13 protein-coding genes and 1 pseudogene are annotated in these 14,308 nt (G+C 71.6%); 7 read left to right on the top strand and 7 right to left on the bottom strand.

What is annotated here, in order from left to right; translation table 11 throughout:
• Positions 1-7: 7 nt before the first annotated feature.
• Positions 8-1,240, bottom strand: coding sequence for an IS110 family RNA-guided transposase (locus O7610_RS17830; protein ID WP_281551456.1), 1,233 nt, complete (start codon positions 1,238-1,240; stop codon positions 8-10).
• Positions 1,241-1,498: 258 nt separating this feature from the next.
• Between O7610_RS17830 and ung the strand changes: the two genes are divergently transcribed.
• Entirely contained in the window at positions 1,499-2,203 is a 705-nt protein-coding gene (ung, locus tag O7610_RS17825) for a uracil-DNA glycosylase (protein WP_289211376.1), read from the top strand.
• A 4-nt stretch (positions 2,204-2,207) separates the two neighbouring features.
• Here ung and O7610_RS17820 read toward each other — a convergent pair whose 3' ends face one another.
• Positions 2,208-2,930 (bottom strand): helix-turn-helix domain-containing protein, encoded by a 723-nt coding sequence (locus O7610_RS17820; protein WP_281551846.1) that lies wholly within the window; start codon positions 2,928-2,930, stop codon positions 2,208-2,210.
• Between the two features lie 354 nt (positions 2,931-3,284).
• Between O7610_RS17820 and tsaB the strand changes: the two genes are divergently transcribed.
• The 6 genes and pseudogenes from tsaB (at position 3,285) to O7610_RS17790 (ending at position 9,020) form a co-directional block, all read left to right on the top strand.
• Entirely contained in the window at positions 3,285-3,998 is a 714-nt protein-coding gene (tsaB, locus tag O7610_RS17815) for a tRNA (adenosine(37)-N6)-threonylcarbamoyltransferase complex dimerization subunit type 1 TsaB (protein WP_289211375.1), read from the top strand.
• Positions 3,999-4,015: 17 nt separating this feature from the next.
• Positions 4,016-4,468 (top strand): ribosomal protein S18-alanine N-acetyltransferase, encoded by a 453-nt coding sequence (rimI, locus tag O7610_RS17810; RefSeq protein WP_281555726.1) that lies wholly within the window; start codon positions 4,016-4,018, stop codon positions 4,466-4,468.
• Positions 4,461-5,507 (top strand): tRNA (adenosine(37)-N6)-threonylcarbamoyltransferase complex transferase subunit TsaD, encoded by a 1,047-nt coding sequence (gene tsaD / locus O7610_RS17805; protein ID WP_281551844.1) that lies wholly within the window; start codon positions 4,461-4,463, stop codon positions 5,505-5,507. The genes rimI and tsaD overlap by 8 nt, the downstream gene beginning before the upstream one ends.
• A gap of 11 nt (positions 5,508-5,518) precedes the next feature.
• On the top strand, positions 5,519-5,773 hold the full coding sequence (locus O7610_RS17800) for a hypothetical protein (RefSeq protein WP_281555725.1): 255 nt from the start codon (positions 5,519-5,521) through the stop codon (positions 5,771-5,773).
• 78 nt (positions 5,774-5,851) lie between these two features.
• On the top strand, positions 5,852-7,381 hold the full coding sequence (locus tag O7610_RS17795; protein ID WP_353850268.1) for an ABC transporter transmembrane domain-containing protein: 1,530 nt from the start codon (positions 5,852-5,854) through the stop codon (positions 7,379-7,381).
• A 9-nt stretch (positions 7,382-7,390) separates the two neighbouring features.
• Positions 7,391-9,020 (top strand): annotated as a pseudogene (locus tag O7610_RS17790) (ABC transporter ATP-binding protein).
• A gap of 6 nt (positions 9,021-9,026) precedes the next feature.
• Here the strand turns inward: O7610_RS17790 and O7610_RS17785 are convergent.
• The 5 genes from O7610_RS17785 to ybaK form a co-directional block, all read right to left on the bottom strand.
• Positions 9,027-10,217, bottom strand: coding sequence for an ROK family transcriptional regulator (locus O7610_RS17785; protein ID WP_281551843.1), 1,191 nt, complete (start codon positions 10,215-10,217; stop codon positions 9,027-9,029).
• 19 nt (positions 10,218-10,236) lie between these two features.
• Positions 10,237-11,493 carry a sugar ABC transporter permease gene (locus O7610_RS17780; RefSeq protein WP_281551842.1) on the bottom strand — a complete coding sequence of 419 codons (1,257 nt, stop codon included), beginning with the start codon at positions 11,491-11,493 and terminating at the stop codon, positions 10,237-10,239.
• Complete coding sequence (locus O7610_RS17775; protein ID WP_282233573.1) at positions 11,490-12,296, bottom strand: ATP-binding cassette domain-containing protein; 807 nt, start codon at positions 12,294-12,296, stop codon at positions 11,490-11,492. The genes O7610_RS17780 and O7610_RS17775 overlap by 4 nt, the downstream gene beginning before the upstream one ends.
• A gap of 122 nt (positions 12,297-12,418) precedes the next feature.
• A complete protein-coding gene (locus O7610_RS17770) occupies positions 12,419-13,516 on the bottom strand; it encodes a sugar ABC transporter substrate-binding protein (RefSeq protein ID WP_281551840.1) in 1,098 nt (365 codons plus the stop codon).
• Between the two features lie 278 nt (positions 13,517-13,794).
• Positions 13,795-14,274, bottom strand: coding sequence for a Cys-tRNA(Pro) deacylase (gene ybaK / locus O7610_RS17765; RefSeq protein WP_281551839.1), 480 nt, complete (start codon positions 14,272-14,274; stop codon positions 13,795-13,797).
• Positions 14,275-14,308 lie beyond the last annotated feature (34 nt).

The raw sequence follows: 14,308 nt of genomic DNA, 5'->3' as shown, positions 1-14,308 counted from the left end.
TTGAATGTCAAGCAGCAGCCTTGCTGAGGTGATGCGACCACGCGGTCGCCTCGTCGTAGACGGTGCCGGTCTTCAGGCATCCGTGCAGGATGCCGACGAGCCGGTTGGCGAGTTGGCGCAGCGCGGCGTTGTAGCTGGCGCCGCGGGCACGTTGCCGGTCGTAGTAGGCGCGGGCACCCGGCGAGGCCTTCAACGCGGAGAACGCCTGGGTCATCAGGGCGTCGATGAGCCGGTCGTTGTGGACGAACCGGGCCGCGACGGTCCTCTTCTTCCCGGACGCGCGGGTGATCGGGCTGGTCGCGGCGTAGTTCTTCCGGGCCTTCGCGGTGGCGTAGCGGTCGTGGTCGTCACCGAACTCGGCGAGCACCCGGGCGCCGAGGACGGCACCCAGTCCGGGCTGGGACAGGATGATCTCAGCGTCCGGGTGCCGGCCAAAATGGTCCTCCACCTGCCCTTGCAGGGCCTTGACCTGCTCGTTGAGAGTGACCAGCAGGGCGACCAGGGCGCGCACCGACGCGGCGTAGGCGGTGGTGACCACGGCCGGCTGGCCGAGGTGCTCGGCACGCAGCACCGCCTGGATCGACGCGGCCTTGGCCGCGACGTCACGGCGCCGGGCCCGTTTGAGAGCGGCGCTGATCTGGCTGATACTCAGCCGGGCGGCGCTGGCCGGATCAGGGGCCTTCGCGAGGAGTTGCAGGGTGTCAGCGGCGTCGAGGTCCTCGAACGCCTCCAACGCCGCAGGGAAGTACTCCCGCAGCGCGTGCCGCAGCCGCTGCACAGCACGGGTGCGTTCCCAGATCAGCGTCTTGTGCATCCGGGTGACGACCTTGACCGCCTCGGCGTCCGCCGAGTCTCCGGCCATCGGGCTCAGTTGGTGCGAGTCGGTGCGCACCATGTCGGCCAGCATGTGCGCGTCGGCGGCGTCGCTCTTGGCCCGGGACACCGCCAGACGTTCCCGGTAGCGGGCCGCCTGCAACGGGTTGACCGGGTACACCGTGTACCCGGCGGCGACCAGCGCCTGCACCCACGGGCCCCGATCGGTCTCGATACCGATCTTCACCTGAGCAGCAGCAGCGTCGGCGTCGATGTCGTCGCCGAGCGCCGTGCCGATCATCGCGTGGAGCCTGGTGATGCCGGCGATGCCCTCGGGCAGCCTCGCCTTGGCCAGCCTGCGGCCGGAGGCGTCCATGAGCTCGACGTCGTGGTGGTCCTCCGCCCAGTCATCTCCTATGAACAGCAACGTCTCTCCCGCCTATTGAGTCGATCACCGCTGGTAGCCAGGAGGAGAACCATCAGCGACCTAATGAAGCAGTGCTCACGCCGCGACCGGGCGGGCACGACATCCCATCAGCGATCAACTCTCCACACCGACCAGCCGGGGCACGATCTTTCGTCAGGACTCGACGTCCAGGAACCCGGAGTGCTCACCGGCTGGCGGCTACCTACCCACCAGGAGTTTGCCGGATGGCTCACTCCCAGAACTCATTAGGCTCCCGAGATGCTCGACCTGCTGGCCATGTTGCCTCCTGCCTGGGCCACCGCGCTCACCCCGCACCTGGACCCGGCCGGCACCACCGCGCTCGGCCGGTACGTCGCCGACGAGTACGCCGACCAGACGGTGTACCCGCCGGTGGCGGACCTCTTCACCGCTTACCGGCTGTGTCAGCCGGAGCAGTGCCGGGTGCTTATCCTCGGCCAGGACCCGTACCACCGGGCCGTGCAGGCCCACGGGCTCAGCTTCAGCGTCCGCGACGGGGTATCGGTGCCGCCGTCGCTGCGCAACGTATTCAAGGAGCTGGGCACCGATGTCGGGGTGCCGATGCCGCGCAGCGGTGACCTGACCGGCTGGGCGGCCCAGGGCGTGCTGCTGCTCAACGCGGTGCTCACCGTGCGGCAGGGCCGGCCCGGCTCACACGCCGGCAAGGGCTGGGAGGAGTTCACCGACGCCACGATCGCCGCGCTCGACGCCCGCGACCAGCGGGTCGTCTTCCTGCTGTGGGGCGGCTACGCGCGCAAGAAGCGCGGGCTGATCACCAACCCGGGGCACGTCGTGCTGGAGGCCGGCCACCCCAGCCCGATGAACCCGCGGGGTTTTCTCGGCAGCCGGCCGTTCAGCGCCACCGACAAGGCGCTGGCCGACGCCGGCCTGCCCGGCATCGACTGGAGCCGGACCGGCGGTGCCGATCAGCCGGTGGCCGGCTGACCGGTCAACCGCCGCGCCCCGGTACCGGCTGACCACTGCGGCCCGCCCGGTGCCGGTCCAGTAGCCGGGCGACGCCCGGATCGGCGATCGCCAGCTCGGCCAGCGGCACCACCGGGTAGTGCCGCTCGCCGTGCCGTACGTCGATCGACTCGGGGAGTTTGTCGCACATCCGGGCGTGGATCTCACCGGCTATCGTCTGCCACCGGAGTGGATGCGGCTCGCGTGGATCGACCGGAATGTGCCGGTACTCCTGCCAGCGGTCCATCCACCGGCTCGCGTACCGGCCGGTTAGCCATTCGGTGATGGCGTCCGCCTCGGACCAGAGCAGGGCCACGTGCACCCCGGGTGCCGGCACCGGCGCGCCCTGCAGCAGTGCGGCGGTCGGACCGTCGAAGACGTAGCTGATTCCGTCGACGTGGCGGCGGAACCGCTCGACGTCGGTGTCCAGGAGCCGGTCATCGATCCCGCGGTCGGCGAGTTGCGCTATCTGCTGGTCCACGTCCTCGTCGAGGTCCTCGACTCCGACCACGAGTTGCCGGCCCAGCGCCGCGAACAACCGCTCGACCAGTGGCAGCGCCGCGCCCCGGTGACCGGACTCGACCCTGGCTACGGTGGTTTGCGCGATTCCGGTGGCCGTGGCCAGATCCCGCTGGGTCAGCCGGCGGAGTTCGCGTTCCTGCCGCAGCAGCCGGCCGACCTCCCCGCCGAGCCGGGTCGACGATTCCATTCGCTGATGCTCCCTGTCCGGTACCGATAATGTCCATCCTCGACGGATGTCCGGTTCCCGACCGGCGGCGCGTGACCGGCTGGTTGGACTCCCGGGCGGCCGGACTTGGACCGGACTCGGACCGGACCGGGCCAGGTTCGGCGCGGGGGACATGGTCTCTCTCCAGGCTTGATGCACCTGTGGCATCAAGATGCACGTGTGGCATCAGGTCCGGAGAGTATGAGTGGCGGGCGACACGCGCGACACGCGCGACACGGGGGGTCGCGGGGGGTGTGGGGGGTGTGGGGCGACCCGACCACGGGCGCGCCGAGGGCAGCCAGGAGCCGGCCGCGGTGTCCGGTTAGGGTGCATACCGTGCTGGTACTGGTGCTGGATTCGTCGACTCCCGCGGTGACCGCCGCGCTGGCCGAGATCACCGACGACGTACGTCTGCTGGCCAGCCGACGTACGGTCGACGCGCGGGCGCACGGCGAACTGCTCTCCCCGCAGATCGCCGCCTGCCTGGCCGAGTCCGGCGCGGCGGCGGCGGACCTGACCGCAGTGGTGGCCGGGCTCGGCCCCGGGCCGTTCACCGGACTGCGGGTCGGTCTGGTCACCGCCGCCAGCGTGGCGCATGCCCTCGACATCCCGACGTACGGCGTCAACTCGCTCGACGCGCTCGGCTATGCCGCCGGCACCGACCTCGCCGGCACCGACCTCGCCGGCAGCGACGCCGCGACCGGCCGGGTGCTGGCTGCTACCGACGCGCGGCGCCGGGAGATCTACTGGGCGGTGTACGCCGCCGACGGTCAGCGGCTCACCGACCCGGCGGTCGACGCGCCGGCCGCCGTCGCCGAGGCCCTGGCGGGTCTCGGCGTCACCACGGCAGTCGGCGACGGCGCCCTGCGCTACGCCGAACTGCTCGGCGTACCGGTGCGACCCGAGCCCCGCTACCCGGACGCGCTGCCGCTGGCGCGGTTGGCGGCCGACCGGGTCCGCACCGCCGCGCTCACCGAGCCGTTGACCCCTTGCTACCTGCGCCGGCCCGACGCCGTCGCGGCGGCCGGACGCAAACCGGTGCTCCAGTGACCCAGGTCAGTGGGCAGCTGCGGACCGTCCGGTTCCGCTGGTGGCACATCGAACAGGCGGTACCGATCGAAGCCGACCTGTTCGGTGCCGAACAGTGGTCGGCCGAGATGTTCTGGAACGAGCTGGCCAACGGACACCACTACCTGGCCGTCGTCGACGGCACCGACCAGCTGGCCGGGTACGCCGGGCTGGCACTGGCCGGCGATCCGGCGACACCCGACGAGGCGTGGGTGCAGAACGTCGCGGTACGCCGGGACCACCAACGGCGCGGCGTGGGCCGGACCCTGCTGGCCGGGCTGCTCGACGAAGCCACCCGACGCGGGGCCGGCCGGACCTACCTGGAGGTCGCGGTGGACAACGCGCCCGCGCAACGGCTGTACGCGGCGTACGGTTTCGAACCGGTGGGTGTACGCCGTGGCTACTACCAACCCAGCAACACCGACGCTCTGGTGATGATGCGAGATGGCTGACGAACCACTGGTCCTCGGGATCGAGACCTCCTGCGACGAGACCGGGGTCGGCATCGTCCGCGGGCACACGCTGCTCGCCGACGCGCTGGCCTCCAGCGTGGCCGAACACGCCAGGTTCGGCGGCGTGGTGCCGGAGGTGGCCAGCCGGGCCCACCTGGAAGCGATCGTGCCGACGATGCGCCGGGCGCTCGACGACGCCGGTGTCACCCTGGCCGACATCGACGCGATCGCGGTGACCGCCGGCCCCGGTCTGGCCGGTGCTTTGCTGGTCGGCGTCGCGGCGGCCAAGGGCTACGCGATCGCCACCGACAAGCCGGTGTTCGGTGTCAACCACCTCGCCGCCCACGTGGCCGTCGACACCCTGGAGCACGGTCCGCTGCCGGAGCCGGCGATCGCCCTGCTGGTCTCCGGTGGGCATTCGTCGCTGCTGCTGGTCGACGACCTGACCGCCGGAGTCACCCCGCTCGGCGCCACCATCGACGACGCGGCCGGTGAGGCGTTCGACAAGGTGGCCCGGCTGCTCGGCCTGCCGTTCCCCGGCGGGCCGCCGATCGACCGGTCGGCTCGCGACGGTGACGCCGCGGCGATCGCATTCCCCCGTGGACTCACCGCGCCGAAGGACCTCGCCGCGCACCGGTTCGACTTCTCCTTCTCCGGACTGAAGACCGCGGTGGCCCGCTGGGTCGAAGCCCGGGAACGAGCCGGTGAACCGGTGCCGGTGGCGGACGTCGCCGCGTCGTTCCAGGAGGCGGTCTGCGACGTGCTGACCGCCAAGGCGGTCGACGCCTGCCGGGACCGGGGCGTCGAGACCCTGGTCATCGGTGGCGGGGTGGCGGCCAACTCGCGGCTGCGGGCGATGGCCGAGCAACGCTGCGAGCGGTACGGGATCCGGGTCCGGGTGCCCCGGCCGAAACTGTGCACCGACAACGGCGCGATGGTCGCCGCGCTCGGTTCGCATCTGGTCGCCGCCGGGGTACCGGCCAGCCGGCTGGACCTGCCGGCCGACTCCGCGCTGCCGTTGACCACGGTGAGCGTGTAATGTCCGGCGACGTGATCGTGCGGATGTGGGAGGCCAAGGCCGAGCCGTCCCGCCTGACCGAGTTGCTCACCTGGGTCTGCGACACCGCGCTGCCGGAGATCGAACACAGCCCGCTGCACCTGGCCAGTGAGGTCTTCTCGTCGACCGATGACCGGCTGGTGGTCATCTCGAAGTGGCGCAGCAGCCCGTTGTCGTTGCCGGAACCACCGCTGCGGCTGGTCACCCGTGCACCGCACAGCTGGGACTTCACCCAGGTCGACCGCTGAAGCCGCTGCCAGATCGTCCGGCGGAAATGGGAAAATAGGTGGATCGGTCACGTAAAGTAGCCGTACCGTCGCGATGTCATGTGGTCCCTGCCCGTCGCCGATCCCGGCGTAGCCGATCACCGGTCAGCCCTGCGTCTGCTGCGCTGGCTGGCCGGACGTGCCGGGGCGTCCGTGGCCTGGGGATCGGTGCTCAGCGTGGTCTGGATGGGCAGCCAGGCGTTGATGCCGGCGGTTGTCGGACATGCCATCGACGTCGGCCTCACCGCCCGCGATCCGCAGGCGCTGCTCGGCTGGTCAGCGGTGCTACTGGGGCTGGGGCTGGTCCAGGCGACGGCCAGCATCAGCCAGCACTGGTTCGGCGTGTTCAACTGGCTGTCCACCGCGTACCGCACGGTCCAGCTCACCGTACGGCAGGCCAACCGGCTCGGCGCCACCCTGCCGAAACGGCTGGCCACCGGCGAGGTGGTGAGCATCGGGACCGCCGACATGAGCAGTCTGGGCGGCGCGGTGGAGGTCGTCGCCCGGGCGGTTGGTGCGGTGGTGGCGATCGTCGTGGTCGCCGCGATCCTGGTCGCCACCTCCGTCCCGCTCGGGCTGGTGATCGTGATCGGCGTGCCGGTGCTGATGGCGGCCGTCGGGCTCGGCCTGCGGCCGCTGCACCGCCGCCAGCAGACGTACCGGGAACAGCAGGCCACCCTGGCGACCCTGGCCGGCGACATCGTGACCGGCCTGCGGATCCTGCGCGGCGTCGGCGGTGAACCGGCCTTCGCCGACCGCTACCGGGAGCAGTCGCAGGAGCTGCGGCGGCGCGGCGACCGGCTGGCCCGGGTCGAATCCTTCCTGGAGGCCAACCAGCTGCTGCTGCCCGGGATGTTCCTGGTGCTGGTGACCTGGCTCGGGGCGCGGCTCACTCTCGCCGGCGAGCTGACCGTCGGGCAACTGGTCGCCGCCTACGCGTACACCGCGTTCCTGACCGGTCCGATCCGGACGTTGACCGAGTTCCTGCACACCATGACCCGTGGCCACGTCGCCGCCCGCCGGGTCGCGGGCCTGCTCGCCATCACGCCGGAGTTCACCGACCCGGCCCGACCCCGCCGACTGCCGGACCGCGCCGGCGACCTGGTCGACTCCATGTCCGGCCTGCGGGTGGCCCCGTACCAGTTGACCGCCGTCGCGGCCACCGCGCCGGAGGACGTCGTCGGGCTCGCCGACCGGCTGGGGCGCTACCGCGACACCGAAGTCGCCCTGGCCGGCGTACCGCTGCGGGAGCTGGACCTGGCCACGGTCCGGCAGCGGATCCTGGTGACCGACATCGTCGACGCGCTGCCCGCCGATCCTGGTGCTGGTCGAGCCGACCAGCGCCGTCGACGCGCACACCGAGGTGCGGATCGCCGCCCGGCTGCGGGCGGCCCGGACCGGCCGGACCACTGTCGTCTGCACCACCAGCCCGCTGCTGCTGGAACACGCCGACCGGGTGGTGTTCGTCGACGCCGGCCGGGTGGTGGCCGACGGCAGTCACGCCGATCTGCTGCGCACCGAACCCGGGTACGCCGCCCTGGTGACCCGCGCCGAGTCGGTGGCGTCGACCGAGTCGGCGGCGTTGAGTGAGGTGGCGTCGTGACGGCGTTGCCGGTCGCGGACCGGGCCGAGGTCCGCCGGTACGCCCGTGTCCTGGTCCGCCGGCACCCACGGATGCTGGCCGGTGCTCTCGCGCTGCACGTGGGCGCCGCGGTCGCCGGGCTCGCCGCGCCCCGGCTGCTCGGTGGCCTGGTCGAGACGCTCACCACGTCGACGGCGGCGATCGCCGCCGTCGACCGGACCGCCCTGGCGATCGCCGGGTTCCTGGTCTTACAGGCGGTGCTGGCCCGCTACGCCCACGTGGCATCGGCCCGGCTCGGTGAGCGGGTGCTGGCCGCGTTGCGCGAAGAGTTCATCGGTTGGGTGCTGTCCATCCCGCTGTCGACCGTGGAGAAGGCCGGCACCGGTGACCTGCTCACCCGGACCTCGCACGACGTCGCCGTGCTGTCCAAGTCGGTGCGGTTCGCGGTGCCCGAGACGCTGATCGCGATCAGCACCGCGACCTTCATCTTCGGGGCGTTGCTGCTGGTCGCCCCGGTGCTGGCGGTGCCCTGCCTGATCGTGGTGCCGCTGCTGTGGGCGGGCACCCGCTGGTATCTGCGCCGGGCGCCGGACGGCTACCTGGCCGAGAGCGCCGCGTACTCGCGGATCACCGACGGGCTCAGCGAGACCGTCGACGGTGCCCGGACCGTCGAGGCACTGCGCCGGCAGGAGCACCGGCGGCGGCGCACCGACACCGACATCGCCCGGCAGTACGCGGCCGAGCGTTACACGCTGTGGCTGCGTACCGTCTGGTTCCCGCTGATCGAGATCAGCTACGTGGTGCCGGTCGCGGCGACCCTGGCGGTCGGCGGCTGGTGCTACCTGCGCGGCTGGGTGACGCTCGGACAGGTCACCGCGGCAGTGCTCTACGTGCAGATGCTGGCCGCTCCGCTGGACCGGCTGCTGAACTGGCTGGACGAACTGCAGCTCGGTGCCGCGTCGCTGGCCCGGCTGCTCGGCGTCGCCCAGCCGGGCCGGTCCGCGACCGCGGTGCCCCGCGCGCCGGCACCTGACGGCGCGTGCGCCGCCGACCCGGTCGCGGCGGTCGACGTCCACTTCAGCTACGTCGACGGGCGGGAGGTGCTACGCGGGGTCACCCTGGTGCCGCGGCCGGGTCGCCCTGGTCACCCAGGAGCATCACGTCTTCATCGGTACGGTGCGCGACAACGTCGCGCTGGTCCGGCCGGACGCCACCGACGCCGAGGTACGCGACGCGTTGGCCGCCGTCGACGCATTGGACTGGGTGTCCGCCCTGCCGGACGGGGTGGCCACGGTGGTCGGTGCCGGCGGCCATCCGGTCGGTCCGGACCAGGCCCAGCAGCTCGCCCTGGCCCGGCTGGTGCTGGCCGATCCGCAGACCCTGGTGCTGGACGAGGCGACGTCGCTGATCGACCCGCGTAGCGCCCGGCGCACGGAGCGGTCGCTCGCTGCGGTGCTGCACGGGCGTACGGTGATCGCGATCGCGCACCGGCTGTACTCGGCACACGACGCCGACCGGATCGCCGTGGTCGAGGACGGGCTGATCACCGAGTTCGGCTCGCACCACGAACTGGTCGCCGCCGATGGCCCGTACGCCGCACTGTGGCGCACCTGGCAGGGCGTCGGGTCGGCGCAGGCGGTCGGCTGACCGGGGTCAGCCGGCCACCGCGTCGAGCGGGTCGGCGAGCAGCTGCTCGAACGCGAGTTCGGCGGCGCCGATCAGCGGCGCGTCGTCGCCGAGTTTCGGGGTACGCAGTCGGACGTGTTCCCGGCAGGCCGGTAGCCCGTTGGAGTTGAGCCGGCTGCGCACGTGCGCGGCCGCCGCCAGGTAGACGTCCCGTAGCGTACCGCCGAAGATCACCGTCTCCGGGTTGAAGATGTTGACCAGGTTGGCCACGCCGAAGCCGAGCCAGTTGCCGACCTGGCGGACCGCGGCCTGGGCCTGGCTGTCGCCCCGGTCGGCCGCGTCCACCACGGCGAGTACCGCTTCCCGGCCGACGACTTCCCCGCTGCGGCCGGCTGCCTGGATCAGCGCGTGTTCGCCGATCTCGGTCTCCCAGCAGCCCCGGGATCCGCACAGGCAGGGCCGGCCACCGGGGTGCACCACCATGTGGCCGACCTCGCCGCCGTACCCGCCGTGCCCGGTGACCCGCCGGCCACCGGCGATGATCCCGGCGCCGACGCCGACGTCGCCGTACAGGTAGACGACGTGGTCGCAGCCGACCGCCGCGCCCCGGGTGTGTTCGGCCAGCGCGCACACGTCGGAGACGTTGCCGACCAGCACGCCCCGGTCGTCGCCGAGCGCCTCGGCGAGGGCCGCGCCGAGCGGCTCGTCGACCCAGCCCATGGTGGGGCCGAGCCGGACCATGCCGTCGTCGCGGCGGACCATGCCGCAGACCGCGACGCCGCTGCCGACGCAGACCGCGCCGGCCGGCACCGCCTGGTGCAGCTCCTTGACGAAGCCGGCGAGTGGGCCGACCGCCTCGGCGGCGAGGGTGCCCCGGGGTCGCTCGCCGGTGCGCGTGTCGAGGATCCGGCCACCAAGTCCGACCCGGGCGGCCCGTAACCGGTCGACCTCGATGCTGAGCGCGTACGCGTACACCCGCTCGGACGCGGGCCGGACGACCAGCGACGGTCGTCCGGCCCGGCCGGTTTCCCGGGCACCGCCCTCGCTGACCAGGCCGGCGGCGGCCAGGTCGGCGGTGAGCGCGCCGATGGTGCTGCGGTTGAGCCCCAGCGTGGTGGTCAGTTCGGCCCGTGAGGTGGCGCCGTGCACGTGCACGTGCCGCAGCAGCGCGCCGAGGTTGTGCCGGCGGATCTCCTCCTGGCTGGGTCCTGCCCGCATCGGTTCGTCGTCTCCGCAGTCATCGGGACCCGGCGGCGGCGCGACGGCGGGACAGCGCGTCGACGCTGGCGGCCAGCAGCAGCACCAGACCGGTGAAGACGAACTTCACCCCGGAGCTGACATTCAGCAGTCCCATGCCGTTCTCGATGACCGCGACCACGGCGCCGCCGAGGACCGCGTCGAGGACCCGGCCCTTGCCGCCGAAGAGGCTGGTGCCGCCGATCACCGCCGCGCCGACGGCGAACAGCAGCACGTTGCTGCCGCCGGTGTTGGCGTCCACCGAGTTGGCGCGGCTGGCGGCCACGATGCCGCCGACGGCGGCCATCGAGGAGCAGATCATGAAGGCGGAGATCCGGATCCGGTCGACGTTGATGCCGGCCCGGCGGGCGGCTTCCCGGTTGCCGCCGACCGCGTAGATGTGCCGGCCGTACGCGGTGCGCCGCAGCACGAAGGTCCAGAAGATCAGCAGTACCACGATGACCGGCACCACGATCGGCACCCCGCGCAGCGAGGTGATCAGCGGGTTGATGCTGCGCTCCTGGTTGAGGATGTAGACGGCGGCACCGGCGATCGCGATCAGCACTCCGATGCGGGTTAGCACCACCACGATCGGGTCGGTGACCAGGCCCTTGGCGGACCGGGTGCGGTAGCGCAGCAGCTGGATCAGCGCGAACCCGGCCACCCCGACGCCGAAGATCGCCCAGCCGATCACCGGCGGGACGTTGCGGTTGACGATCGCGATCAGCACGTCGTCGCGCAGCGAGACGTTCTTGCCGCCTTCGATCAGCAGCAGCACCGTGCCCTGGAAGGCGAGGAACGCGGCCAGGGTGACCACGAACGACGGGATGCCGACCTTGGCGACCAGGAACCCGAGGACGGTGCCGATCAGGGTTCCGGTGGCCACGGCTGCCAGCACCGCCACGTACCAGGGCAGTCCCATCTCGGTGGAGACGACCGCCAGGATCGCGGCGCAGACGCCGCTGGCGAAGCCGGCGGACAGGTCGATCTCACCGAGCAGCAGGACGAAGATCAGCCCCATCGCGATCAGGGTGACCGCGCCGCCCTGAATGAACAGGTTGGCAAAGTTGCCGGCGGTGAAGAAGTTGGGCCGCACGATCGAGAAGACCGTGCAGAGCACGACGAGGCCGAGGATCGCGGGCAGCGCGCCGAGGTCGCCGCCGCGGATCCGGGAGAAGTAGTTGCGCAGGTGTTCGCCGACGCCGGGCGAGTCGGCCGGGGCGGCGGGCCGCTGGACTGTGGAGGTGGCGGTGCTCATCGGTCGGCTCCCGGTCCGTTGGTGGCGGCGTACTCGGTGCCGTTGTCGGCCGGTAGGCCGAGGTCACCGCTGCGGCCGGCGGTGATCAGCTCCACGATCTGCGCGTGGGTGATCTCCGTGCTCCGTACCTGGGCGACCATCTGGCCGAGGTACAGCGCGGCGATCCGGTCCGACACCGCGAAGACGTCGTTCATGTTGTGCGAGATCAGTACGACGGCGAGGCCGTTGTCGGCGAGCCGGCGGACCAGTTCGAGCACCTGGGCGGTCTGGGCGACGCCGAGCGCCGCGGTGGGTTCGTCGAGGATGACGACCTTGCTGTTCCACAGCACAGCCTTGGCGATGGCGACGGTCTGGCGCTGGCCGCCGGAGAGGCTGGCGACGAGCTGCCGCAGCGACTTGACGGTCCGGACGGAGAGCCCGGCGAGGGTGTCCGCGGCCATCTGCTCCATGGTGGTCTCGTCCAGGACGATCCCGGAGCGCTTCTCCCGCCCGAGGAACATGTTCTGCACGATGTCGAGGTTGTCGCAGAGCGCGAGGTCCTGGTAGACGACCTCGATGCCGTGCGAGGCGGCGTCGCGCGGGTTGTGGATGTGCACCCGGCGGCCATCGACGACGACCTCGCCGCGGTCGATCGGGTGGATGCCGCTGATGCACTTGACCAGGGTGGACTTGCCGGCGCCGTTGTCGCCGACGAGCGCGGTCACCTCGCCGGCGTGGACGGCGAAGTCGACGTTGCGCAGCACCTGGACGGGGCCGAAGTTCTTGTCGATCCCGCGCAGTTGCAGCAGGGGGGTCGCGGACACGGGTGGTCTCCTTCGTGAGGGTGCCCGGCCGGCGCCGGTTCCGCCGCCGCGGGTGTCACCGGGCGATGGTGCTGCCGGGTGACACCCGCGGCGGGGCTACCGGTCGGTCGGCGGTACGCCGGTCAGCTGATGCCGGCCTCGGCGCAGAGCTCGGCGAACTCGTCGGTGCAGAGCTCCTCGGCGGTGACGTAGCCGTCGTTGACCACGTCGGCGACGTTCTCCTTGTAGATGGCCTGCGGGGTGAGCAGCACCGACGGCACCTCCCGGTTGGTCTCCGGGTCGGTGACGGTCTGCGCGACCTCCTTGCGCTCACCGTTCGCCAGCGCGACCGCCAGGTCGGCGGCGGCCTGCGCCTCGGCCTTGATCGCCTTGTAGACGGTCATGCACTGGTCGCCGGCGAGGATGTTCTGCAGGCCCTGCGGGGTGGCGTCCTGCCCGGTGACCGGCACCTGACCGTTGAGCTCGTTGCGCTTGAGCACCGAGATCGCCGCGTTGCCGAGGCCGTCGTTGGCGGCCAGCACGCCGTCGACCTCGCCGCCGGTCTGGGTCAGCATCTGCTCGAACAGCGTGGCGGCCTGGGTGTTGTCCCAGTCCGGCACCCACTGGTCCGGGCCCTTGACGTACTCGCCGGACTCGTACAGCGGGTCGAGCACGCCGTCGTAGCCGGCCTTGAACAGGGTGGCGTTGTTGTCGGTCTGCGAGCCGTTGAGGGTGGCGATGGTCGGCTTCTCCACGCCGGCGTCGGTCAGGCACTTGACCAGGCCCTCGCCCTGCAGTTGGCCGACGGCCTCGTTGTCGAAGCTGACGTAGTACTCGGCGGAGCCGCCCAGGGTGAGCCGGTCGTAGTCGATGGTGGCGACGCCCTGCTGCTTGGCCTTGTCCAGCACGGCCTTGCCGGTGCCGGAGTCCAGGTTGACGATCATCAGGACGGTGGCCCCGTCGGTGATCATCTGGTCGGCGAGGGTCTGGAACTGGGCCTTGTCGCCCTGGGCGTTCTGGATGCTGGCGTTGACGCCGGCGGCGTCGAACGCCTCCTGCAGGAAGCGCCGGTCGGCGGTCTCCCAGCGGTCGGAGGAGGCGCTGTCCGGCAGGATCACGCCGATCTTCGGGGTCGGCGTGTCGCCGCTGCCGGTGTCGGTGCCGGTGTCGCTGCCACAGGCGGTCAGGCCGCCGGCGAGCAGGACACCGGCGGCGGCGGTGCTGAGGATCCCTTTGCGCATCGCTCGGGTCCTTTCGAAGGGTGATGTTTCGCGTACAAGGGGTTGTGCTGGTGTGTGTCGTGCGGTCTCGGGCGTGGGCTCGCGGGGCGCTGGTGAGCTCCGGAGGCCCGGCCGGCGACGGCAACGGCCTGGGGCTGAGCTGGGCCATCGCGGTTTTTGTTGTGTCCGGCAACGTATTAGGAGTGTGGCGCCGGGCACAAGACGGTGACGTCACCAGTTTTGTTGCTCGCGATAACAATTCAGCAACGCGGCGGACACCTGCCCGTCGCCTGACCGGATCAGTGAGCAGCGATTGGGGCGAATCGGGCGCCAGTCACCGCTGCGAGGTCAACCGGAGTGATACTCAACTGCAACCCGCGGCGGCCGGCCGAGACGTACATTTCGGCGTACCGCTGCGCCGAGGCGTCCAGCACCGTCGGCAGGCGTTTACGCTGCCCGATCGGGCTGATCCCGCCCCGGACGTACCCGGTGGTCCGTTCGGCGAGCACCCGCTCGGCCAGCACCGCGCGCTTACCACCGAGCGCCACCGCCAGAGCCTTCAGGTCCAGCTCCCCGGTGACCGGCACGACGCCGACGGCGAGTGCCCCGTCGACCTGCGCCACCAGCGTCTTGAACACCTGCTCGGCGGCGACGCCGAGGGCGGCCGCGACCGCCGCGCCGTAGTCCGGGGTGTCCGGCGAGACCCGGTACGGGTGCAGTTGGAAGGTGATCTGCCGCTTGGTCAGCAGCGTCGTCGCCGGAGTCGCGGTACCTGCCATGCCGCGCGACGTTACCGGCCCCGCGCGCTCATCA

This window comes from Solwaraspora sp. WMMA2065 (genome assembly GCF_030345075.1).
Taxonomy (GTDB): Bacteria; Actinomycetota; Actinomycetes; order Mycobacteriales; family Micromonosporaceae; genus Micromonospora_E.
The sequence above is the reverse complement of the archived record's forward strand: the minus strand, read 5'-3'. Positions and strand labels throughout refer to the sequence as shown.

Bases quoted from the DNA above. Each gene is read 5' to 3' on its own strand.
- ung (WP_289211376.1), top strand. From the start codon at position 1,499: ATGCTCGACCTGCTGGCCATGTTGCCTCCTGCCTGGGCCACCGCGCTC.
- O7610_RS17820 (WP_281551846.1), bottom strand. From the start codon at position 2,930: ATGGAATCGTCGACCCGGCTCGGCGGGGAGGTCGGCCGGCTGCTGCGG.
- tsaD (WP_281551844.1), top strand. From the start codon at position 4,461: ATGGCTGACGAACCACTGGTCCTCGGGATCGAGACCTCCTGCGACGAG.
- O7610_RS17795 (WP_353850268.1), top strand. From the start codon at position 5,852: ATGTGGTCCCTGCCCGTCGCCGATCCCGGCGTAGCCGATCACCGGTCA.
- O7610_RS17785 (WP_281551843.1), bottom strand. From the start codon at position 10,217: ATGCGGGCAGGACCCAGCCAGGAGGAGATCCGCCGGCACAACCTCGGC.
- O7610_RS17780 (WP_281551842.1), bottom strand. From the start codon at position 11,493: ATGAGCACCGCCACCTCCACAGTCCAGCGGCCCGCCGCCCCGGCCGAC.
- O7610_RS17770 (WP_281551840.1), bottom strand. From the start codon at position 13,516: ATGCGCAAAGGGATCCTCAGCACCGCCGCCGCCGGTGTCCTGCTCGCC.
- ybaK (WP_281551839.1), bottom strand. From the start codon at position 14,274: ATGGCAGGTACCGCGACTCCGGCGACGACGCTGCTGACCAAGCGGCAG.